General features: G+C 58.8%; 19 protein-coding genes. 18 read left to right on the top strand and 1 reads right to left on the bottom strand.

The window, feature by feature from the left end:
• Positions 1-308 precede the first annotated feature (308 nt).
• From AC1DK3_RS16350 to AC1DK3_RS16340, 3 genes are all read left to right on the top strand, one after another.
• A complete protein-coding gene (locus AC1DK3_RS16350; protein ID WP_477193308.1) occupies positions 309-1,055 on the top strand; it encodes a hypothetical protein in 747 nt (248 codons plus the stop codon).
• Positions 1,056-1,094: 39 nt separating this feature from the next.
• The gene (locus AC1DK3_RS16345; RefSeq protein ID WP_477193307.1) at positions 1,095-3,122 is read left to right on the top strand and encodes a nuclease-related domain-containing protein; all 2,028 of its coding nucleotides are present in this window, start codon (positions 1,095-1,097) and stop codon (positions 3,120-3,122) included.
• 123 nt (positions 3,123-3,245) lie between these two features.
• Positions 3,246-4,373, top strand: a complete 1,128-nt coding sequence (locus AC1DK3_RS16340) for a hypothetical protein (protein WP_477193306.1) — start codon at positions 3,246-3,248, stop codon at positions 4,371-4,373.
• A gap of 702 nt (positions 4,374-5,075) precedes the next feature.
• Here the strand turns inward: AC1DK3_RS16340 and AC1DK3_RS16335 are convergent.
• A complete protein-coding gene (locus AC1DK3_RS16335) occupies positions 5,076-6,098 on the bottom strand; it encodes an Lrp/AsnC family transcriptional regulator (RefSeq protein WP_477193305.1) in 1,023 nt (340 codons plus the stop codon).
• Positions 6,099-6,370: 272 nt separating this feature from the next.
• On the opposite strand from AC1DK3_RS16335, the gene AC1DK3_RS16330 reads away from it, so the two are divergent.
• The 15 genes from AC1DK3_RS16330 to gcvA all read left to right on the top strand — a co-directional run bounded on the left by AC1DK3_RS16330 (position 6,371) and on the right by gcvA (position 22,934).
• Positions 6,371-7,057: a flavin reductase family protein gene (locus AC1DK3_RS16330; RefSeq protein ID WP_477193304.1), complete on the top strand. Its 687-nt coding sequence runs from the start codon at positions 6,371-6,373 to the stop codon at positions 7,055-7,057.
• 472 nt (positions 7,058-7,529) lie between these two features.
• Positions 7,530-7,898 carry a Zn-ribbon domain-containing OB-fold protein gene (locus AC1DK3_RS16325; RefSeq protein ID WP_477193303.1) on the top strand — a complete coding sequence of 123 codons (369 nt, stop codon included), beginning with the start codon at positions 7,530-7,532 and terminating at the stop codon, positions 7,896-7,898.
• Positions 7,898-9,043 (top strand): thiolase family protein, encoded by a 1,146-nt coding sequence (locus tag AC1DK3_RS16320; protein ID WP_477193302.1) that lies wholly within the window; start codon positions 7,898-7,900, stop codon positions 9,041-9,043. Before AC1DK3_RS16325 ends, AC1DK3_RS16320 begins: the two co-directional genes overlap by 1 nt.
• Positions 9,043-9,798: an SDR family NAD(P)-dependent oxidoreductase gene (locus AC1DK3_RS16315; RefSeq protein ID WP_477193301.1), complete on the top strand. Its 756-nt coding sequence runs from the start codon at positions 9,043-9,045 to the stop codon at positions 9,796-9,798. The genes AC1DK3_RS16320 and AC1DK3_RS16315 overlap by 1 nt, the downstream gene beginning before the upstream one ends.
• 8 nt (positions 9,799-9,806) lie before the next feature.
• The gene (locus AC1DK3_RS16310; RefSeq protein ID WP_477193300.1) at positions 9,807-10,610 is read left to right on the top strand and encodes an enoyl-CoA hydratase/isomerase family protein; all 804 of its coding nucleotides are present in this window, start codon (positions 9,807-9,809) and stop codon (positions 10,608-10,610) included.
• A gap of 61 nt (positions 10,611-10,671) precedes the next feature.
• Positions 10,672-12,150: an aldehyde dehydrogenase family protein gene (locus tag AC1DK3_RS16305; protein ID WP_477193299.1), complete on the top strand. Its 1,479-nt coding sequence runs from the start codon at positions 10,672-10,674 to the stop codon at positions 12,148-12,150.
• Positions 12,151-12,389: 239 nt separating this feature from the next.
• Complete coding sequence (locus AC1DK3_RS16300) at positions 12,390-13,487, top strand: LLM class flavin-dependent oxidoreductase (protein WP_477193298.1); 1,098 nt, start codon at positions 12,390-12,392, stop codon at positions 13,485-13,487.
• A gap of 2 nt (positions 13,488-13,489) precedes the next feature.
• The gene (locus AC1DK3_RS16295) at positions 13,490-13,708 is read left to right on the top strand and encodes a hypothetical protein (protein ID WP_477193297.1); all 219 of its coding nucleotides are present in this window, start codon (positions 13,490-13,492) and stop codon (positions 13,706-13,708) included.
• Positions 13,705-15,117, top strand: a complete 1,413-nt coding sequence (locus AC1DK3_RS16290; RefSeq protein ID WP_477193296.1) for a cytosine permease — start codon at positions 13,705-13,707, stop codon at positions 15,115-15,117. Before AC1DK3_RS16295 ends, AC1DK3_RS16290 begins: the two co-directional genes overlap by 4 nt.
• Before the next feature lie 97 nt (positions 15,118-15,214).
• Positions 15,215-15,577 (top strand): NIPSNAP family protein, encoded by a 363-nt coding sequence (locus AC1DK3_RS16285; RefSeq protein ID WP_477193295.1) that lies wholly within the window; start codon positions 15,215-15,217, stop codon positions 15,575-15,577.
• Between the two features lie 111 nt (positions 15,578-15,688).
• Complete coding sequence (locus AC1DK3_RS16280) at positions 15,689-16,957, top strand: nuclear transport factor 2 family protein (protein ID WP_477193294.1); 1,269 nt, start codon at positions 15,689-15,691, stop codon at positions 16,955-16,957.
• A 174-nt stretch (positions 16,958-17,131) separates the two neighbouring features.
• Entirely contained in the window at positions 17,132-18,289 is a 1,158-nt protein-coding gene (locus tag AC1DK3_RS16275; RefSeq protein ID WP_477193293.1) for an acyl-CoA dehydrogenase family protein, read from the top strand.
• Positions 18,290-18,312: 23 nt separating this feature from the next.
• Positions 18,313-20,262: a CoA transferase gene (locus AC1DK3_RS16270; RefSeq protein ID WP_477193292.1), complete on the top strand. Its 1,950-nt coding sequence runs from the start codon at positions 18,313-18,315 to the stop codon at positions 20,260-20,262.
• Entirely contained in the window at positions 20,259-21,740 is a 1,482-nt protein-coding gene (locus AC1DK3_RS16265; protein WP_477193291.1) for an aldehyde dehydrogenase, read from the top strand. Before AC1DK3_RS16270 ends, AC1DK3_RS16265 begins: the two co-directional genes overlap by 4 nt.
• Before the next feature lie 3 nt (positions 21,741-21,743).
• The gene (gcvA, locus tag AC1DK3_RS16260) at positions 21,744-22,934 is read left to right on the top strand and encodes a transcriptional regulator GcvA (protein ID WP_477193290.1); all 1,191 of its coding nucleotides are present in this window, start codon (positions 21,744-21,746) and stop codon (positions 22,932-22,934) included.
• The last annotated feature ends 39 nt before the right edge of the window (positions 22,935-22,973 follow it).

The following is a 22,973-nucleotide window of genomic DNA, read 5'->3' as shown; positions in this document are numbered from 1 at the left end:
GGCATGCCCGCTGGCGCTAGAATAGCGAGATGAGTGATTCGGCTTCCACTGCAGCTAAAGATCCTCCTTCGACCGCGCCGGCCTCCTATCCTATCTTGGTCAGCTGTTTCGCTGACCGAGAAAGGGCGGAGGCTTTCGGGTATTTAGTTGCCGCATAAATCTCGTTCTTCGGACGGCGCTTCGATCTATCAGCGCTGGATGGCGTCACCGTCGCGAGCGATTATGCGAAGGCGCTCACCAGCCTCGACCGCGGCTACGACGCACACGCGCCGCTCGTGCCTTCAAGCGCATTCGCGCAGGGAGTCGCCATGACGCCCGCCGTGATGCGAGACAGCCGGATCAAAAGCCACATCGTCCTCAATGCCTCGATCATCCTCCCGATCGAGGACGATAGCCTTGAGGGATGGGGCCAAGCGGTCCAAACGCTCGCCCATGAGTGCGCCCATGTGGAAATTACCAAGGTCTTCAACACCTGCTTTCCCGGAACCTTGCTCAAGACCGTGGTCGGCGATTTCCGGGACGCGCTTCGCTGGCAAGTTATAGGGGCCTGTTGGGACGAATACGCCGCCTCCCTTCTCGCCGCGCCCTTCGACCGGGACCCGACCGACAATTACGAGTGCACCTTCCTGCAGACGCTCGCCGTCGTCGATGCCGCCGCCGAGGCCGCGATCCGGACATATCGCCTGCACGGGAACCATCGGCAAATAGCTTGCGAGGTCTTCGGTGCCTACGGCTCGCTTCTCAAATACGCTGCCTATCAGCTGGGCAATCTGGCTGGTAGCGCCCGCTCCTTAACTGACCTGCCCCGTACGCAGGCCGCGCTAGCGGGGCATTGGTTCGCTCAGTATTACACTCAGCTCGATGCCACGCTTCACAGCTTGTGGGAATCCTACAGTGCCTGGGAAAGCAAGGCAGTCTTTGAGAGAATCGGCGATATCGCTGAAAGTCTAGTCGCAAGCAAAGGCCTCGCACTGCGCAGCCTCGGGGATGGTTCCGTTTACGTTGAAGTCCCTTTCACAGCCCGCACTTTGCCACTGGACAGTGCGACCAGATAGCCGGGGCGCGCCGCGACCGGTGCCGCAGCAGGATTCCAAATGATCAAAGCTCCCAACGTCCAAGCATTTCTACGTCTCCTGGAAAAACGCGAGCTGCCAGCCAAGACTCTAGACGGCTCGGTAGCGCTCGATGGTGCTACCATCTTTGGCCAGATCAAAAATATCCTGGAGCGGCCGGCGCCTGGATTGCGCAATGAAGACCTGTTCAGGCTCAAGAAAACGATCAAGATGGCTGCCATCGCGGGGCGGGCCCCTGCAGTCGCCGTCACCGCCATCAACTGCATTTGGGATGCGACAAAACTCTCGACTGCGCTTGTGCCACTTACAGACTTCGAACCCTGGTCAAGGGCGATCGATCTTGCTCTCGCCGCCGCTGTGCATTGGGATTCCGGCCAGTATCACCTGGAGCGTTTCTCGCGCGAGCATGCTGTCGCGCATGCTGCGGAGCGGCTCAAAAATCAAGGCTATACATTCGATCTTCTAGAGGGCGGCATCGCGTTAGATGCCGCCGCCTTCAAACGGGCATGTGCCCGTATCGATGGTCTGGTGGCCGGTCTCGGCGGTCGAGCTGTCGCCGAACGAATCGTACGCGAATATGTTCGGACCGATCGCATGTTCGATGGCTCTTTCCTTTATGGCCGCAACGTCGATCAGATCGGCAACGCACGACTTCCATCAATCCCATGGCACTACCTGTTTCAGCTGGCGATGAAGCATATTCATAGACAGCCGTCGTCGACGACGGCGCAACAGGATTGGTCTGTGGTTGTCGATCTCGCGCGTGATCTGTGCGCCACTCTCGATGTCGAGCCGTACTCCGCATACGATGGGATCGACATAGCGCCCAAGGGCCTGCAGGACACGCTACAGGACTTGGTGCTCTACGATGAACTCTTCAGCTTCCAGCAATGGCAGCCGCGCTATGCCAGCGAGTTGATGGATGCGTGGCTGTCATTCATGGCGTCGAAGGGCTATCCGGTGCCGGATCAGACAATGGCAAACTGGTGCACTTTGTCGGGATCGCTGCTGAAAGCTGCTGCCGATGATATGTTCGTCGTCACGGCGCCGACTGCCCACGCCGACATAGACTTCGCCGCGGCAGCCGCCATGTTGTCCTCCATGGCCACCGGATCGGACAATTTGAACCACGGCTACGCGACGCCGCTCGATACCGCCAAGCGCACCGCTCCGTACGTGCCACTCATCAAGATCGTCGGTGATCTCTACCTCATCCCGCCACGCGCCCTGCTCGCTCGCGCGCTCTACGAGTGGTTCTACAAACGTATGCGTGAGGCGCCCGTCAGTAAGGTCAATCCGCCACCCGACACTCTGGACAATACGATGGGTGCCGCCCTCGAACATCAGGCAGCACTGGTGGTTCGAGGCGTTAATCACGATGCCATCATCGCCGGCCGCAAGTATCGCGATCCACTCAGTGGCAAGATCCCGGAGATCGACGTACTCGTCGAAACTTCGGAGCGCATTTTTCTGATCGAGTGCAAGAAGAAGCCACTGACCAATCTCGCCCGCGGCGGCAGCTCGCTGCATGCAATCATCGATTTATCGAAAGCGCTCTTGGACATGCTTGTGCAGCTGGCGCGCCACGAGAAAGTGTTGCGGTCGCAAGGACGCATTGATTTTCTCGATGGCAGCTCGATCTCCCTCAACGGTCGTGCGGTGGAGAAGATTGCTGTGACGATGCTGGATCACGGTTCCTTGCAGGATCGAATGGTTATTTCCAGCATCGTCCGCGGTCTGTTTGGTCGCCAGCTTTTGGCCGCTTCCTCAGATGACCAAACACTGTTGCAGGGTGTCAATAAAACGCTCACCGATCTACAAGCCGAGCTAACTTCTCTGGCCGGCGCCGCCGAAGGTGGTGACGTCGGTGAATTGCTGCGAGTGTATGCGCTTGGCACGTGGTGGTTGGGGCTCGATGCGTTGCATTACCTATCCCGCACCCACCGCGATCTGTGGGCGGCTTTGCGGCCTCTGCGCCATTTGACCTTCCGAACGGGCGACATGATGACCGAAATCGCCTATCTGCGCCGGGCCAAAATGATCACGTGACCGGTTTTCGAAAGCGCTGCCCATCATGATTGTTCGCACCGCCTTTAAGTGCCTCACCTGTGACCAGGCTCACACTATCCGCATCGGGCCCGGCCAGGAGGATTACCAAGATCATCGCTTTCCTTGCACCGTCTGCGGCGAGCCGATGGCCGTCGCCGTCCATCTCGATTTTGCCAAAGCCGGCTGGCGGCTCGAGGCTCTGGAAAACCCGAACACTGCGTCGAGGTCGACGGCGCACCGATCGTCAATGTCGATGCCAATTTCATCGTCCCCAAGAAGCAGCGCCACGCCGATATGGCGTTTCCACGCCTGCAGCAGATGCACGCCATGTCGCTGGCTGCCGAGAAAGCCGGCTACATCGGACAACCGACCCCGATCGGCCAGTTAAGTCAGCAGCGGCCGTTGCGGCGTCCAGATTTTTTGGGCGAATGGCGGCTCCTCAAAAAGGCATGGTCCCTGCGCCGCAACGGCCACGAAAAGCTGTCTGACCGCAAAATGGAAGAGGCCAGCGCGACGTTCTATTTGTCTGATCCGCTAAGGACCTTTGATGATTGGTTATGGCGTTTCCTACTCAATCTCTGTCAACCCGCTTTCCTCGCCCGCTTCAAGGACGCATTCGCGAGCATCCAGCCCTTGCTAGGAAGTTCCGAGTTCGATCGCTTCCTTAAAATCTATGACGCGTTGGCGGCCGAGCGGGGAACTCGCAATTTCGATCTCATTCGTGCTTACTTCGCGGCCTATAGCGATTTTTCCCAGGTCCTGTTTCTCATTACGCAAGGCGTGGTAATTCCCGCCGCGGATGCCGCATCAACGATAAACTTTGACGCCACGCGCATGTTCTACGGCAACGCTTTCGAGGCGTTTTCGTCCTCTGTCGACATTCTGGCCTATATCAATAACATCATCGAAGGCCGACCCTTCGATACCTTCCAAACGACGACACGCGACAAGTATCTTACCCTCGACAAGTCGAGTCGCTGCCATCCCTTCGCCTCCAATCCGGTCTTCGCGGCTTTGTGCGGTGAATTCGACAACCAGCTCCGTAATGCATCTCACCACGGAGGATTCGCCTTCGATGCCAGGACCCAACTGATCCTCTATCGTGCCGGTAAAGGTGGAAGGGGAGAGGAGCAAACGCTCCCTTACGTGTCCTATCTGGCCCGCTCCACACATTTGTTTCTTCAGGCTATGACACTACTCCAAGTCGAGGTCATGCTCTGTCACGTCACGGGCCGCCGCACCCGGGTCTAGTCTAGCATGCTTTGTGGGCGCAAAATCAGGACACAAATAAACTGTCTGCGCGATCATACCGGCTCAACTTATCGTGCTTGTTCCCGCTTTTTAATGTGGTGCGCAAAAGATACGAGAAGCTTTCAGCTTACTGGGGGAGTAGTTCGAAAATGTCCGCTTCCTCCGCAAAGAAGACTGATCGCGAGACCGCTTTGTCCCATGAGCGGAAATCGATCGCGCGCATGATCGGCGAGGCGGAGGCTATTGCCGACCGAGTCTGCTTACTGATGTATTGCGTCAGGCCATGGCGAGTTGAACAGAGTGCCTTGCCTGCATCTGAAGTTTGGTTCGGATCGACCACGCCTGGATCGGCCTCAGCCCCGATTAGCTTGCCCTTACACCAGGGCATGCGAACTGTCTGCTTGTCAGCCGTGCATGTTTATTCTTGGTGGAGAGACAAACAACATGCACCCGCTCAACCCATTTCCGTAGTCCAACGTCCAGTTTTGGAAACTATCTCCGATCTTTTGATGAGCGGTCGACACCTAGCAGACGTTGACGCTTGCTTATCCACCGGCAGACAGAGCGTAAGTCGACCTGGCGATTCAACGTCGACTTTCAACGGTGGATCTCACGTGTCGCACAACTTTCCCTGACCAGACGAGACTTCGATCCTCGTTCTTCCAATTTGATAAGCCAAATGAGAGAAGTTCGGTCCGCGGCTCATCGTACAGTAAACCGGTCAGTTCCGAGCAACTGAGCATCGGCGTCGCGGATAGGTGTGAGGCGCTTGTAGTGCAGGTCGATGTAAATCGACACTTCCACGCAGGCTACCGACGGCCAGCGCCGTATCTCATTGTCGATAATCTCCAGCAGCTCGTGCTCTGACCTGCATATGATTTCCGTAAAGATGTCGTACCGGCCCGCGCAAATCGCGACGTAAGTCGTATTGGGCAGGCGTGCCAGCGCGTCGGCAAGGTCGGCAACCCGGTGGCCTGGTGCTGCGCGCGATGCCACCAAGGCCATGCTCCGGTATTCAAGGCCCATGGGATTAATGAGCGCGATCACCTCGAGGATTCGCGACTCGGTGAGCTGCTTCACACGCGTGCGCACCTGGGTTTCCGAGATATTTAAATCGTCGGCGATCTGCTGAAAGGATGCGCGCCCATCTCCACTGAGCGCTCTCACGATATTCTTGTCGGTCTGATCGAGTTCGCGCGGTCGAATCCCGTCATGCGCATCGATTTTGGTTCGCGCGGAAGCAAAATGCGCGTTTTGATAGAGCAGGTTTAGATAAGGAAAGACCTCGATCGAATTGATCCCTTCTATAGGGCCGATTTGAGCCTCGATCGTCTCTTGCAACTTGCTCATGTCGGGGCACAGGATCTCCGCATAGATTGCGAAACGTCCCGTCGCGATAATGACGTAGTCGATCGCCGGAATCTTCTTCAGCGCCTCCGCAATCCGTGAAGCCGGTACCTTGGGATCGGTCGTGAGGCCGAGGAGCGCTGCTGCGCCATAACCGAGCACTCTGGGATCGGTGAGCGCAGTGATCTGGATGATGCCTTCGTCGAGGAGATGCCGCACGCGTTGGCCCACCGTTTTCTCGGCGATGCCTATGTCGCGCGCGATCTGAGCGAACGACTGGCGCCCGTCCGCTTGCAGCATCGACACGATTTGTCGGTCAACGTCCGAGAGCGGAGCTGCCAGTCGTAAGTAGTCTGTAGTCGTAAGCTTTTTCGCCATCCTGCCCCGCTTTTGCCGCCTCGGCGGATCGTGGTCCAAAAAATGTCAATAAACGCGAAACGTGTCTATTGACCCGACACAATACGCGGAATACTGTCGTTTTGTCGCGTGACGCGGCGGAAGATGGCTTCTGGCGAGCTGGTAGTTCACTAAGCTACTGCCGCAGATCGAGAAAACAGGCATGGACGATCTTCCCTTGCGCATTGACGGCCTCAAGCACTCAGACATCGAGAATTCGCTCGGACTGATGGGTGGGAAGGTCGCTCTTGTTGTTGACCGACAAGCAGTTCTGGCAGTTGCCCGATGAGAGGCGCCGACACGCCGTCCGACGAAATCGTCGCCAGATCCACCGCATCAAGTTTGGTTTCCCGATGTGCTCGGCCGGAAGGCGTGGCCGAGAAACTGATGCCAAAGACGGAACGCGTATGAACCACATCCTCGATCCTCACTTTGTCGTCGAATGCAACGGCATCGACCCGAATGTCTTCAAGGGGGCCATGGCCGCCATGCCGGCCGCGGTAACGGTCATCACGACGCTTGCTCGGGATGGTAGCCCGACAGGCGCGACGCTGTCGGCAGTGACGCCTCTTTCGTTGAGTCCCGCCCTCATGCTCGCCTGCTTCGACCATCACTCGGATACCCTAACGGCTATTCGTGCGACGCGCCGCTTCCTTATCCACGTTCTGGCCGACGGCCAGCAGGAGCTTGCACGGTGTTTCGCCCGGAAGGGCTTAGGCAAGTTCGACGGTGTTGATTGGACTGAAGGTCCTTTGCAACTGCCGTTGCTCAAGGGGAGTGCCATCACCGTCGCCTGCTGTCTATCCGAAGTGGTCCCCGGTGGTGATCACACCATCGTCCTCGGCGAGATTGCGGACATCAATATGAACAGCAAGCTGCGTCCGCTCGTCTATGCTCAGCAGCAGTTCATTCCTCTGATGCTCGAAGGCGCGAGGGGATGAAACGGGTCGTCGAGCAGTTGCCCCCATGAACGATCGCGTGATTAGTTCGGCCGTGACGAAAGTGCGATGGCGCTTAACCGTGTGAACATGGAATTTGCCGCCGTCACCGTCGACGACGATATCCGCATCGGCCGTGAGGCGTTTGGATTTAGTGCCAAGGCAAACGCTTCTTAGCAGCGCCTCTTCATCGGCAAACGGTCTGAACATTGCTTTGGCCGTCATTACTGGCGTCTGCCTTCAGTGTCATTGCGCCAGCGCAATACGCTGCGGACAGTTTCGCAGAGCAATCACCACACTGAACATCTGCATGAATGGTCCTGACCGAAGTAGCGCCACTTCGGTTCGTTGGCGGCTGCGGAGGAGAATACCAAACCAGAGTGACTATAGATCATTCAGCAATGAGAATTTGGGGGCCTACGTACGGAAGAAGTTTCTGCCACTCTGAGCAATCATTCTGTCGATCGGAGCTGTAATGCCTGCTGAATATGCCTTTGTTTCAGACGAGTCGGGCGAGATGACCCTTCTTGCATCGAGGAGCCGAAAAACTGGTTTGGGAGTCTTCCCCCGCCTGCCCGCAACTGCACCGTCTGCATCACAATATGAAGATCTTGAGATTCACGGGGATGCTTCGCTCTACAGCTTCACAGTCATTCATCCGAATCCAAAATCTGGTCTCGCACCTTTCGTGCTCGCAATGGCCGACTTCTCCCAGGAGGTGCGGGTGCTTGGCCGGATCGAGTGTCCACTCGAAGACGTTGCTATCGGCATGAAATTGAGCTGTCGGCAATCCGGCGACAACGCATCGGGCTTCGTCTTCGTTCCTGCTGCGGGGGCCGCGTAATGCGTGAGGTTTACATTTCCGGAGCGGCGATGACGCCCTTCGCCCGGCACACCCGCTCGATGCAGGACCTCGTGCAGGAAGCCGTTCTCGGTGCCGTGCGCAATGCAGAGATCGAGCTTTCCGACATTCAGGCGATGTATAACGCCAACGTTTTCGGGGGCATGATCCTCGGCCAAGTGCTGGTTCGCGACCTCGGGATCACGGGACCTGCGCTCTATAATGTGGAGAATGCCTGTGCCAGCGGTGCGACTGCCGTGCATCTGGCGCGGATGGCTCTGCAGCTCGGCAAGTACGATACCGTCGTCGTCTGGGGCGTGGAGATGCTTAGCCAGCTTGGCGGCGGCACTATCCCTCTTCAGCGCAATGACTACAAAACCGAGCTCTACGCTGCTCAAGGCCTGACCCTTCCATCGGTCTACGCGATGCGGGCGATGCGCTACTTGCATGAGCGCGACCTTCCGCTGTCGGTCCTTGCTCAAATCGCTGTCAAGAATCGCGCCGCAGGCAGTCGCAACCCGTATGCGCAACAGCGCAAGGAAGTGACCGTCGAGGAGGTGCTCGCCTCGCGGCAGGTCGCGGAGCCGCTGACCTTGCTGCAATGCTGTCCGTCGGTCGTTGATGGCGCGGCGTGTGTGGTTCTCACGACCCGCAAGCCGACCAATAGCGCCAAGCCAGTGCGCATCCTCGGTTCCGCTGTGCAGTCGGGTCACCAAGAACTCGGGTGTGGAGACATTCTCGATGGCGAGATAACCGCGCGAACGGCGCGGCTGGCTTACGAAGAAGCCGGCGTCGACCCGAGCGAAGTGGACGTCGTCGAACTGCACGACGCCTTCACGATTGCCGAGCTCATCTACTACGAAGCGCTCGGTCTTTGTGCTCCCGGTGAGAGCGCGTCGCTCCTTCAGAGCGGCGCGACAAGTCTCGGGGGCCGCGTGCCGGTCAATCCGAGTGGCGGGCTGCTGGCCAAGGGACACCCACTCGGCGCCACGGGCGTCGCGCAGATGGTCGAGATCGTCTGGCAGCTTCGAGGTCAGGCGCAAGGCCGTCAGGCTGAGGGTGCGCGGGTCGGCGTAACTCAATGCACTGGCGGCGGCATCGCTGGCGTCGACCACGCCGCCTCATCTGTTCATGTGCTGGCGGTGTAATGATGGAACAACGAACCGTCATCGTCACCGGCGGCGCTCGAGGCATCGGCTTCGGCATCGCTGAGCATTTTGCCCAGCATGGCTATAACGTTGTGCTGTTCGATCGGGATAGCGCTGCATTAGCTGAGGCGAAGGAAAGGCTCTCTGAGGTCGCGGGCGAAAAGAGCCTTCTCACTCTAGAGGTCGACGTCACCCACGGTGCGGCCGTGAAGGGGGCTATCGAGGCAACGCGAACGGCCTTCGACAGCGTCGACGTTCTGGTCAACAACGCCGGCATCGTGCGCGACAAGCGCATCGTGAACATGGAAGAGGAAGATTGGGACGTCGTCATTGCGACCAATCTGCGATCTCAATTCCTGGCATGCAAGTACGTCGCCCCCATCATGTTCGAGCAGGGGGCGGGGCGGATCATCAATATCTCGTCGCGCGCTTGGCTTGGCGGGTTCGGACAGAGCAATTATTCGGCTGCGAAGGGCGGTGTCGTCAGCCTCACTCGCAGCCTTGCCCTCGAATTCGCCAGCAAAGGCGTGACTGTCAACGCCATTGCGCCCGGCATTATCGAGACACCGCTTTTCCTCGGGTTCGACGCCAATGTGCAAGAAAATCTGCGCTCCTCGGTGCCGCGCAAGCGAATTGGCCGGCCCGATGACATTGCGCGGCTGGCTCTGTTCCTAGCAGAACCCGACAATGACTACATGACTGGGCAGACGATCTACGTTTGCGGCGGTCGTTCCCTTTCAAGCGTCAGTGTCTGAGGGGCGCCATGGGAATTCTCACAAACATCGAAGCTGGACTGGCGATCGTCACCATCGACCGCGCCGAAAAGCACAACGCGCTCGATATCGATCACCTTAAAGCATTGCGTGACGCTCTTACTCGCTGTGACGCCGACCCGGACGTCAGGGTCGTGCTGCTGACTGGAGAGGGAGGGCGCGCCTTCTCTACGGGAACCGATCTCTCCTCCGTCGGGACCGATGCTCCGCGTTACGCGGAGGCTTACGGGAAGGACCTCGATTCGGCATCGCGGACGGGACTCTACATCCGGCTCCTGGACTTGACCAACCTACCGCGCCGCAAGCCGCTCATCGCTGCTGTCGACGGCTTCTGCCTTGGCGGCGGTTTCGAGCTCGCGCTTCAGTGCGATCTCATCATTGCCAGCGACAAGGCCCAGTTCGGTCTTCCCGAAGTGTCGATCGGCAGTCTGCCCGGAGCAGGCGGCGTCTGGAACATCTTCCGCTGGCTACCGCGGGGGCTGGCCATGCATCTGCTGCTGACCGGAGAGCGCTTATCGGCAATGCGTGCTGTCGAGGTCGGTCTCGTCGGCAAGATCTTTCCGGCCGAGGAATTCGCTGTTCTTAGTCGGTCTTACGGCGCCTCTCTCGCCCGGCAAGCGCCTCTGTCTCTGCAGCTTATCAAGATGCTTGCTTCACAGACCGAGGGCGCTCCTCCCGCTCTCGGCATGCAGTTGAGCGAGTTGGCCTGGAGCCACTTGCGCGACACGGAAGATCGTCTCGAGGGCCGTCAGGCTTTCATGGAGAAGCGAGCGCCGGTCTACAGCGGACGATGAATTCCAGCAAAAGGTCACCGATACCCATGGCCGGTCAGGACGATTGAAGGATACGATGTTGATGACGCAGACCTCCTCGACCTCATTGCGCGCTCTTGAGTTTGCAGCACGCTCTCACCGGATATTCATCGGCGGTGAATGGGTGCCTGCCGCATCCGGCGAAACCTTCGACACCATCAACCCGGCGACCGAAGAGCTGCTCGCGACCGTTCCGAAGGGTGGTGCGGAGGACATCGACCGTGCCGTCCGCGCCGCGCGCAACGCCTTCGAATACGACGCGCCTTGGAGGCGCATGACCCCATCGGAGCGTGGCAAGGTCGTCCATCGGATCGGCGACCTGATCCTCGAGAATGCCGACGAGCTGGCGATGATCGAGACGCTCGACAACGGCAAGCCGTTTTCGGTCGCTCGTCACGGCGACATCCCCTTTGCCGCCGACGTCTTCCATTACATGTCGGGTTGGGCGACGAAGCTGGAAGGAAGCTCTATTCCGCTCGGGCAGAAGTACCTCGCGTTCACGCAGAAGGAACCGGTCGGGGTCGTGGGCGTCGTCATAGCGTGGAACTTTCCGCTGCTTTTGTGCGCGTGGAAGCTCGGTCCGGCTCTCGCCGCCGGATGCACGGTCGTGGTCAAGCCGGCTGAACAAACGCCGCTCGCGGCATTGCGCTTAGCGGAAATCGCGCGCGAGGCCGGACTTCCAGACGGCGTGCTCAACGTAGTTACCGGCTACGGCGACGCGGGAGCCGCTCTGACGGCACACCCCCACGTCGACAAAGTCACGTTCACCGGCTCGACTGAGGTCGGCAGGAAAATCGTGCACGCTGCAACTGGCAACCTCAAGAAGGTTTCGCTCGAGCTCGGCGGGAAGTCACCCAACATCGTCTATGCCGACGCGGATCTCGCCACCGCCATCCCCGCCGTAGCTAACGCGATTTTCGCTTACCACGGACAGGCCTGCAACGCCGGCTCGCGGCTCTACGTCGAGAAATCGATCTTCGACAAAGTTGTGGCTGGCGTGAGCGACTACGCCAACAGCATCGTCCTAGGGCCGGGCGCCGAGAGCACGACCCAGATGGGTCCGCTCGTGAGCGAAGAGCAACTCGATCGCATCCTTGGCTACATCGCCGCGGGCAAGGGCGACGGCGCCCAGATCGCCGCGGGCGGCGAGCGGCACGGCAGCAAAGGGTACTTCGTCAAGCCGACCGTACTCACCGATACCCGCCCCGATATGTCCGTCGTGCGAGAAGAGATATTCGGCCCGGTGCTGGTCACCATGCCGTTCACGGATCCTGCCGATGTCATTCGGCAGGCCAACGACACTTCGTATGGCTTGGCCGCGGGCGTGTTCACGACAGACTTGTCGCGAGCCTACACCACCGCCGCGCGGCTCCAGGCCGGCACCGTCTACATCAACCAGTACCACATGCTCAACGCGGCGCTGCCGTTCGGCGGTTACAAGGAGTCGGGTTGGGGCCGCGAGTTGGGTCGGCTCGCAGTCGATGACTTCATGGAGTCGAAGTCGGTGGTGGCGGCACTGTGACGATCACCGCAGCGAGAGTTCCGACAAATCGGAAGGAGGAGGAATGAGGTTTTACAGCTCATCGCGGATTGGGCAACAGCGCGATCCGATAAGGGGTCGGCCATTGAGATTGGATCGAGATCGCATGTCACGCTGACCGATCGCTGGGCGCGGACCTCGGAAGTTCACGAGGCCGTTCCAACGAGTTTCGCCTCTGCTGCCAAAGCACGGACAGATATAATCCAGGGAGGAAGAAAAGTATGCGCGTAGGCTTTCTGCAAGAGGGTGATTTCACCGGCACGACGATGGCGAAACGCTATCGCGAGATGATCAACGAGGTGTCGCTCGCCGATAAGATGGGTTTCTCTGCGTGGGGAACGTCTGAGCAGCACTTCAGTCCGCCATCGTTCAGCGTCTCTGCTCCAGAAGTGCTGTATGCCGCTGTGGCAGAGAACACTGAGTCGATCATCATTCGCTCGATGGCCTCGATCCTCGTTCAGTACAATCATCCCGTGATGATTGCCGAGCGCGCCGCCACGATGGACATCATTTCCAACGGCCGATACGAGCTTTGCACCGGCCGATCCAACAACCAGGTCACCCTGAATGCCTTCAAGGTGCCTATCGCCACCACTCAAGAACAGTGGACTGAGGGCATTGAACTGCTGCGTCGAGCGTTCACCGACGACGTGCTGACCTTCGACGGCAAATTCTGGCAGGTTGGGGAATGCCAAGTCACTCCCAAACCGATCCAGAAGCCGTACCCACCACTTTCAGTCACCGCGACCAGCGTGAAAACCCACGGCTTGGCAGGTGCAAAGGGGCTCGGCGTTGTCTCAGCGGACAGCTACTTCGGCTGGGACTACATCCGTCAGTGCGTCCGCGCTTACGTCGAAGGCACCGAGAGCGAGCCGAACGTACAGCCGCGCAACAACTATTACGGATACTACGTCTGCACGGCCTACTGCGCAGAAACGCGGGAGGAAGCTCTCGCGGTCGCTGAAGCGCAAGCGCTCCAGTACTTCAAGGCCATCGTCGATCTGTACCAGGGGATGTCGAAGAACGCGTCCTACGAATACATGGCGCAGATCGAACCCCTGTTGAAGCACAAGGACGACATCCAAGCCCTCATGCAGCATACCCCTGCTGTGATTGTCGGCACCCCCGAATATTTCATAGAGACCTTCCGCAAGCTCGAGGAGCAAGGCGTCGATGAGGTGCTGCTACGAATCGATGGCTTCGGCCACGAAAACCACCTGAAGACAATCCGTTTGATCGGCGAGGAAGTGATCCCCCACGTGCGCGGGGGGCGTGGTCGTGACGTGCGCGCCAACATAACTATGAAAACGGGAGCCTGAAAATGTCCAAGCACTTCGCTCCAGCGGAGAGTGTTACTTCCGCGAACACTGCAATGCAGGGTCATGAAGCCGAGTTGGCTTCCCTTCTCGCTCAAAGGATTCGTGTGGTCGAGCAGAGTGCCTCCGAGGAGACCTCTCTGCGCGTACGCGACTACGTGTTGGCAATTCTGGTGGCAGGGGTTCTTCCTTTGGTCGCACTGGTGATTGGGGGGATGCAATGAGCGAGTCGACAGCGTCTTACGTCACGCGAGCTAACGATGAGGGCTGGTGGCCGGCAGCGCCGGGCGACCGGATCTGGTCGACGACGACCTTGTTCGGCGTCGCGGTTAGTGTGGCCGTCGCCACGTGGGTGTTCATCATCGGCGCTACCGCTGCTGCGTATCTGAATTTCACTCAGGGCGTCGTGGCGATGCTCGCAGGGTCGATGCTCGGCATTCTCATTCCGGTTCTGGCCGTTCTGCCGATCACTGCTAAGTACGGCATTGACTCGGTGGCGGCACTGCGGCCCCAGATGGGCACGCGAGGCGCATACTTCGGTCTGATTCTGCTTGCGCTCTCCGTCATCGGGTGGAATTCGGTGCTGACCATCTTCCTCGGCCAGGCATCGTCACAAATCGGAGTGTCGCTCGGGCTGGTCGGCGCCGATCAGGCCGCCAGCGTCCAGATCGCTGTTATTGCTGCGACCGTACTCGGTGTATGGATCACCCTGGCGCGCGGCGCCCAATCGGTATCGATGGTCGGCACGCTTGTGGCGGTCTCCATACTCGTGCTCAGCGCCTTGATCATTTTCCTGATCATCAACGGGTTCGGCTTGGACAAGCTACTGGCCGCCAAGCCCGCGTACGCTAGCGAGTCTCGGAGATACAATTTCACCACAGGCGTCGAACTGCTGATGGCGATCAACCTCGCATGGTGGCCATACATCGGCGGCCTGGTACGGCTGGGTAATGGTCCGCGCCGCTCGATGTGGCCCATGATCCTGGGCATCGGACTGTCCGTTGCCGGCGTTTCAGTCATCGGTCTCGCGGCCACGCTCGCAGTGCCGGATTCCGCTGGCGACCCGACGAAGTTCCTGCTTCAACTCGCGGGACCGATTGGGGCTGTCCCGATCCTGCTGTTCATCATCCTGGCCAACTTCGGCACGCTGCTGGTCGGAACCTACGTGTTCGCAGTCGGCATCGGTCAGGTGACTTCGCTTCAGGGTAAGTTGCCGTGGAACGTGGCGACGCTGCTGGGCATCTTGCCGGTGTTCATCGTATCGACGTTCTTTGCCAAGCAGCTGTACGGAAATATTCCGGTGTTTCTCGCTTTCCTCGGCCTGACCTTCGCACCTGTGTGCGGCATCCAGCTTGCCGACACGTTCCTGCTGCGCCGTAAGGCGTCGCTTACGGGGATCTTCGTGCACGGACCGGGCACGCCCTACCACTACGTGGGCGGTGTGAACCCGTTCGCGGTTGTCGCGCTGGTCGTAGGCGTTGCCACGTACATGTTCCTGCTCGATCCGCTGACGTTCGCGTCCAGCACGCCCTACGAGTATGTGACGGCGACCCTTCCGTCAGTGTTGTTATCGGGCCTTTCCTACGCGGCGCTGATGAAGTGGGCGGCGCCCAAGAGTTGGCTGGAATCATGAACCCAACCCGACTGCGAGTCGCGCAGGGCGCTGTCAGTGCCCTGCGCTACCGAGCATCTCCCGACTTTCCGCAAGATCCATCGAGAAGGGTCAATGCATGATCTTCGAGTATCGCAAGTACGTCGCCACTCCTGGCAAGCTGCTGAACGTCCACGCGCGTTTCGAGAACCACCTCGTGGCGCTCTTCGAGCGGCACGGAATGGAGGTGATCGGATTCTGGACGCCCGTGCATGGCGGCTCCTTCATCAGCGAACTGCACTACATTCTGCGGTGGCGCACCATCGACGCGATGCAAGAGGCGTGGGCACGTCTCGTGGCCGACCCCGATTGGATAAGTGCAGCGGCAGAATCGGAGCGCGACGGACCTCTTATCCAGAGTGCGGAGTCGCACATCTGGGCAGCGACGCAGTATTCGCCAGTCCCCACTTCGCAGACGACCAGTTCGCAAAAAAATTCATGACATTTGCTCTCGCCTCCCGGCGGGGACCTCAACCACCACGATAGGTTCGCGATCGGACGAAACGGCTTCGTCCGGTTCAACCGATCGAAAAGCCTGCAAGGAACTGAAGGAATGCTTGAGTTCTTCCACTATGACGACGCTGGACTGGAGAAGCAGTACGCGCTGCGGATGTACCGGCCAGACTTCGAAACCGACATTTGGCCGTCCTGGGTGAAGAGAGCCGACGATTATCGTGCGATCGCTCCCTGTCGGCTGGATTTGGAGTATGGAAGCCGTCCGCGCGAGCGATTGGATTTCTTCTCTGCACAAGGTGGAAAGGACTCACCTGTTCTTGTCTTTTTCCACGGTGGATACTGGCAACGCGGAAGCAAGGACTTCTACAGCTTCCTCGCCGAGCCGTTCGTCAAGAACGGCATTTCCATCGCGATCGTAAATTACGATCTATGCCCCACGGTACGAATCTCGGAGATCAGCAAGCAAGCTCGCGGCGCAGTGGCTTGGATCTGGCGCAACGCATCTAATCTAGGCGTCTCACGAGACAAGGTTTTCGCCATGGGGCATTCGGCGGGTGGGCATATTACGGCAATGCTCATGGCGACCGATTGGCCGTCCCACGGCAGCGACTTGCCGCGCGATCTCCTGAGGGGCGGCATACCCGTCTCGGGCCTGTTCGACCTTGTGCCGCTGCTCCCAACGTCCATCAACGCGGGCCTCAAGATGGATGAGGCGGAAGCCAAGGCCGAGAGCCCAATGAACAACCCTCCTGCAACGAACGCTCCGCAGCTTGTTGTCGTCGGGGGCCGTGAGACGCCGGAGTTCCACCGACAATCAGATATCTACGCGAATGCCTTCGCCATGACAGAAAGAAGTATGGAGCGCTACGACGTTCCCGCCAGCGATCACTTCGACGAATTGAATGAACTGGCCCAAGAGAGCAGCGAATTCTTCCGGAGAACGAAGGAGTTCATCTTCGCCACGGTCGACAAAGCTGCGAATGGTCCTGTCACCGAGGCAGTCGTGCGCGAGTACCTGGCCGCCTTCAATAAGCATAACCTCGATGCGATCGAGGCATTGTTCGCAAGTGACGTTGAAATGCTGACGCCGGGAGGATCCGATTTCTGGGGTACGCGCTTCAAAGGCAAGGACACCGTGATGGATGCGATCCGCGCGCGACTTGCTGCTTCTTCCGATCTGCAATGGAACGATGAACGCTCATGGGTGATGGGCAACAAGGCTGTCATCGAGTGGCGGGTTACTGCTACGCAGACAGACGGAAGCAAGCTCGATTGCCTCGGCGTCGATCTATTGGAGTACAGGGGCACAAAGATCACGAAGAAAGACACGTACTATAAGAATGTCCAAAAAAATGTCGCACGCTAATAGGCCGAAGACGTCTCACGGCCCCTCTCTCGCAGCCCTCGACCATATCGGAGTCTTTGCACACAGGCGCGACCGGGATGTTTCGGTGTCTGCTGAAGATCAAGCTCGCCAGCGAAGTCTGCGCTTCCATCAGGGAAGCAAGTTGAGCGAAGCAAACAAGCGATGGGTAGCGAGATGAATTTTCAACTGACGGAAGAGCAGCGATTGCTCGTCGATGCCACGCGACGGCTTACGCTGGAGACACTCGAGCCGATCCTCAACCGGCATGCGCCTGACCGGTCTTTGCCAAAGCAAGCCATGCTCGAAATCTACGCTGCATTGGCGGAGTTCGGCGTGACCTCGATGCGGCTTCCGGCCGATCGGGGCGGCGCGGGAATGGCGGCTCTCGACTTCGGATTGATGCTGGAGCAACTGCCGCCGGTCGTGGCGATCTCACTGATCTCGCACGATGGGTCCACGGTGCGCCTCAGCGCCGGCGCCAGCGAGGCCGTATGCGCGCGCTATCTGCCGGACCTCACCGCGGGGCGCAAAATTGCCTGCACCGCGACGAGTGAAAGCGGGTCAGGTTCGGATTCGAACGCAATATCGACGCGGCTGACAGTACGAGGTGAACGCGCAATCATCTCGGGGCAAAAGCTTTGGATTACCAATGGCTCGATCTGCGACGTGATGGTTGTCGCCTGCACGACGGGGGCAGACGACAGGGGCCGTCCACTTAATCGCCGCGTCATCGTGGACCTTCATGAAGCAAAGAACGTTACCATCCGCGAAATTCCAATCACCGGCGTTAGGCAGGGGCATCTCAGCGAGGTCTTCTTCGACGACGTCGAGGTGCCGGTGGAGAATATTGTCGGCGAGCCGGGCGATGCCGGAAAATACATGACGCTGATGTGGAACGGAAACCGGCCGCTTCTCGGCTTGATCTGCACCGGCATCGCGTCACGAGCCTATAAGATCGCAAGAGATCACTGCGCAAACCGCAAACAGTTTGGCCGCACTCTCGCCAGCATGCAGTTAGTCCAACAAGACTTGTCAGACATCGAAACCGCCGTCACGGCGTCGCGGCTGATGTGCCTTTCGGCATTGGATGCGCTGGATCATGGACTACGCGGCAATGGCACCTCGGCGATGGCTAAACGATTTGCCACGAGCCAATCGCTACGCGCTGTCGACCTTTCGATGCAGCTCATGGGGGCGTTGGGTATCTGCGAGGAGGTCGGGCTTGAGCAGATGTGGCGCGATGCTCGCGTGTTCCAGGTCCCCGATGGAACCAATGGGGTCCTCGCGCTGATCCACGGCCGCGAGATTACTTCCACCGCGGCCTTTCGCTAATCTGAGTGAAGATAGACAGAGCCATGAATGTCTTAAGTTTGGATGGGCGTCTCGCCGTTAGACTTTGCGGCCAACTGCTGCGAAAGGCGGGGGCGAAAGTGCATCTGGGAGATTGCGCGCAATTTGCCGGTCCATACGATGTCGTGCTGTTCTCGTCGGACGAAAACGATGCGGCTGCGATCGCCGCGGAACATTGCAGTGCAATCCTGTGCGACATTGCAACCGGGTTTGGGCCAAATTGCGATGGGCCGAGCTTGAGCGATGCCGAGATCCAGGCGCTTTTTGGCCTGACCGATGTCACGGGCTTTGCCGAGCACGGGGCTACCGCAACGCGGATACCGGTGGTCGAAATCTCGGCTGCCCTGTATGCAGCCGCACTTATTTCGGCCTCTCGTCTAGCGGAGAAACCTCCGCGCCGGATCGACGTATCGTTGGTCGCCGCAGCGGCGGCAATGCTGACCACATTTCTGCCGAAAGCCTTCCTCGGTCATCGCAGCGGGCGCGTCGGTAATCGCCACCCAGCAGCTGCTCCCTGGAATGGCTATCCTACACGTGATGGACACGTGTTGATTTGCACCAGCACAGAAGCTCAATGGGCGCGCCTGCGCGATACAATATGCGATCCCGCACTTGAGGATCCGCGCTTTGCTACCTTGTCGGGCCGCATTGCGGTCGTGGACCATTTGGATGCGTTGATCGCCAAATGGACGGCTTCACAGGCGACCTCGGAATGTGTTGGCCTCTGCGAGGCCATTCAGATTCCGGCTGGGCCCATAATTGCTCCTGAAGATCTTTGGCGCGAACCGAACTTCGCCTTCAGACATCCTGAAGCCGCCGCAAAGCTGCAAGACTCAGTATCAGGCAGCACCGTAGCGGCTAACATCGACCTCTTTCGTCTCTCTCTCCTCAATAATGGGGTGGCTGACATACCGCGCGGGACCGGCACCACAACCCAACCGCTGTCGGGCTGGAAAGTGGTCGAGCTTGGCCAATTCACCGCCGTCCCTCTAGCTACCCGGCACTTAGCTTCGCTCGGCGCGACGGTTGTGAAAGTCGAGGCACCCTCCGGCGAAACATCGCGGCGCTGGCAGCCGGGGATGGATGGGACGAGCTACTACTTCGCGCAGACGAATGCCGGCAAACGCTGCGAGCGGTTGGATTTGACCGCGCATGAGGGCAAGAGGCGTCTGGAAGAGTTGATCAGTGACGCTCACATACTGGTCGAGAACATGCGCCCCGGCTCGCTTGAGAAACTAGGTTTCGGCGTCGAGCGATTGGCCCAGATCAATCCAAACTTATTGTATTGCTCGGTCTCGGGTTTCGGGCTTGCAACGGCCTATCCTGGCCGACCCGCATTCGACACAGTGATACAGGCCATGTCGGGGGCGATGGTCGCAACGCCAAGCAGTCGAGGTCCGGTGAAGCTCGGCATTTCGGCCGCCGACATTCTTGGCGCCCAGGTGACGCTGTTCGCCATGCTGGCAGGCGTGTGGTCGACGAACCGCTTTGCCGACGTCGCGATGCAGGACGTCACTGCCTGGGCCGCACTTCTGGCCGGCGAAGGCGAAGGGAACGCAGGCTATCTGCTTGAAGTTTTAGACGGGCCAATTTGGATCGCCGACGAGTGCATCGTGGACGAAGCTGAATTGCTCTTCGTGACAACGCTTCCTCGAGCGCACGCAGCATGTCGACTCCGTAGCGCGGGCAATCGTGTGCAACCGGTGCGCAGGGTGGACGAGCTGCTCTTCGATCCAGCATTTCAGCGCGACATGATCCTTACCGCCTCCGATGAGGATGGTCGGGGATGGCCGCTTCTTCATCCGCCTTATCGCATCGATGGCGTGGAGTTTCCGCCGCCAAGTTTACCGGCGCGGGTCGACCGGATGCCCTTATACGGCCCCCTCGATTCGGCTCTCACGCGTGAGACTGTTTTACTGGACGGATGGCGTCACTCCCATGGAAGTAACATATGAAGACCTACCAGCTCTTCATCGACGGTGCTTTTGTCGATCCGGTTTCAGGATCGTGGTTTGATAGCATCGATCCCTACCGGGGAACCGTTTGGGCAAAGCTGCCGCGCGGCGGCGAAGCCGATGTAGAACGCGCTGTAGCAGCGGCCAAGAGCGCCATGACTGAGGGGCCTTGGTCCCGGATGAGCGCAACCGAGAGGGGCTCGATCCTTGTAAGGCTCGCGGGACTGATTGCCGACAATGCCGAGCGACTCGCGCAGATCGAAGTGCGGGACAATGGAAAACTTCTGACCGAGATGCTCGGCCAGCTGCGCTACATCCCGCACTGGTGGCGCTACTACGGTGGTCTTGCCGACAAGCTGCAAGGCCATGTCGTGCCTATCGACAAGCCTGACATGTTTGCATTTGTCGAGCACGAACCGGTCGGAGTAGTTGCCGCGCTGACCGCTTGGAACTCGCCTCTGCTTTTTGTTGCATTCAAATGTGCTCCGGCGTTGGCAGCCGGCTGCGCGGTCGTCGTGAAACCGTCGGAGTTCGCTTCGGCCAGCACTCTGGAATTTGCCGAACTTGCAGCATTAGCGGGAATCCCGCCCGGCATATTCAACGTCGTCACGGGTTTCGGGCCGGAAGCTGGCAAGGCACTCGTCGATCATCCGGACGTAGCAATGGTGACTTTCACCGGGTCCGACACCACGGGTGCCGCGATCTATGCTCAGGCTGCGAAATCCATGAAGCGGGTGGCATTGGAGCTGGGAGGCAAGTCCCCCAATATCGTCTTTGCTGATGCCGACATTGACGCTGCCGTAGCAGGAGTCGTGTCGGGAATCTTTGCCGCCACCGGCCAGACTTGCATCGCTGGATCGCGTCTTCTCGTGCAAAATTCAATCCGCAACGATTTTGTCGAGCGCCTGGTTGAAATGGCGAGCTCCGCTCGGATCGGCGATCCTATGTTGCCGCAGACCAATATTGGGCCAATCACGACGCCCAGCCAGTATCAGAAGGTGCTGGATTATATAGAGATCGCCAAACGCGAAGGCGCGCGCTGCATCTTGGGTGGTAAGCCCGCTTCGGGCAAAGGGATATCGGGCGGGCAGTTCATCGAGCCCACCATCTTCGATGACGTAACGTCTCGCATGCGTATCGCGCAAGAGGAAGTCTTTGGTCCGGTCCTATCAATTTTGGGCTTCGATGACGAAGCCGAAGCCGTGCGGATCGCCAACGACACGATCTACGGTCTGGCGGCTGGGGTCTGGACCAAGGACATGAAGCGCGCGCTCCGGATACGGAAAGCACTTCGCGCAGGAACCATTTGGGTCAATACTTACCGTGCTGTCAGCTTTATGATGCCATTTGGCGGAATGAAACATTCCGGTCTGGGGCGTGAGAACGGCATCGAGGCGATTAACGATTTTCTCGAACGTAAAAGCGTTTGGATCTCGACTTCGGACAGCGTTCCCGGGAATCCATTCGTGATGCGTTGAGCTATGACTGACTCAATGTTGGCTCGGGTGTTTCCTAACGGCTTTCCGCTAGCCTGCTCGTCTTTTCAAGACGAAGCTGACAGCTTCGCCCGCATTCGAAGGTGGCGCTCCGAACGGCGGACAATTGGATTGCTTAGCGCCGAGTTCCGTGCAACGTTGAATATCAAAGTCAATGCGCCGAAACAACGCTCCATCGGCTGCAACGAGATACCGCGAATGCGCAGTCTTCCGCCGCTAAATCCCTTACGCGCATTCGAAGCTGCCGCACGGCACAAGAGCATCCGAAAAGCCGCGGAAGAGTTGGGTGTCACGTCAGGGGCAGTTAGCCGGCAAGTTAAGGTTCTCGAAGAATTCCTTGGCATCGCCATGTTTCGTCGCTCGCCCAGCGAAGTAATTTTGACGGCCGAAGGCGAACAATACTTTCAGATTGCAACGGTGCACCTGCACGCTTTAGCCGAAGGAACGAACATCCTCACTGGGTACAAGGACGAGCAGATTGTTCGAATTCGAGCTTACACAACGTTTGCCGCCAAGTGGCTAATTCCGCGAACAAAGTCGTTTTATTTGGAAAATCCGAATACAGAGTTGCGCCTCACGACCTCACTTGAGGGCGTCGATTTTGACCGAGAAAACATCGATGCCGCCATTCGTTTGTGCGATGGCAACTACCCGGGCTGCGAAGTAGATCGTCTCGTTGCGAATGATCTGGCTCCCCTTTGTAGTCCCCAATATGCCGCTGAGAATGGCTTGCACACGGGACGGGATCTTGCTCGCGTAAGATTTCTACATACGGTGGCGAGGCCCGACGACTGGCGACTCTGGATCGAGGCGGCGGGGCTTACGGGGGTGGTCGATGCACACGGAGGGCCTAAGTTCGCCTCCTCGCTTCTCGCTTACCAAGCCGCGATGGGGAACCAAGGCGTGCTGCTCGGGCCGATTGCGCTATTCCGCAAGGACATCCAGCAAGGAACGCTCATTCAAGTATGCGATCCTGTCGTGTCTCGTGGGAATTTCACCTACTATTTTGTGTATCCGCGGAGCCGACTGCGAAATCCAGCGTTGAGACGTTTCCGTTCGTGGTTGTTGAAAGAGATAGAAGAGGAAATGGAACTAGACGCTGCGCAGGGCGCCAAGACGATTCCGCAATGTCGGCATGACAACTCACTAATTTCAGATGAATGGAGTTGGGGTTGAGCCGGCGTTCAAGTATCGCCTGTCTTGTGTAACGTGCCT

The sequence above is a fragment of the Hyphomicrobium sp. 01T421 genome (assembly GCF_056398805.1).
This window is presented reverse-complemented; position numbering and strand designations above follow the sequence as displayed.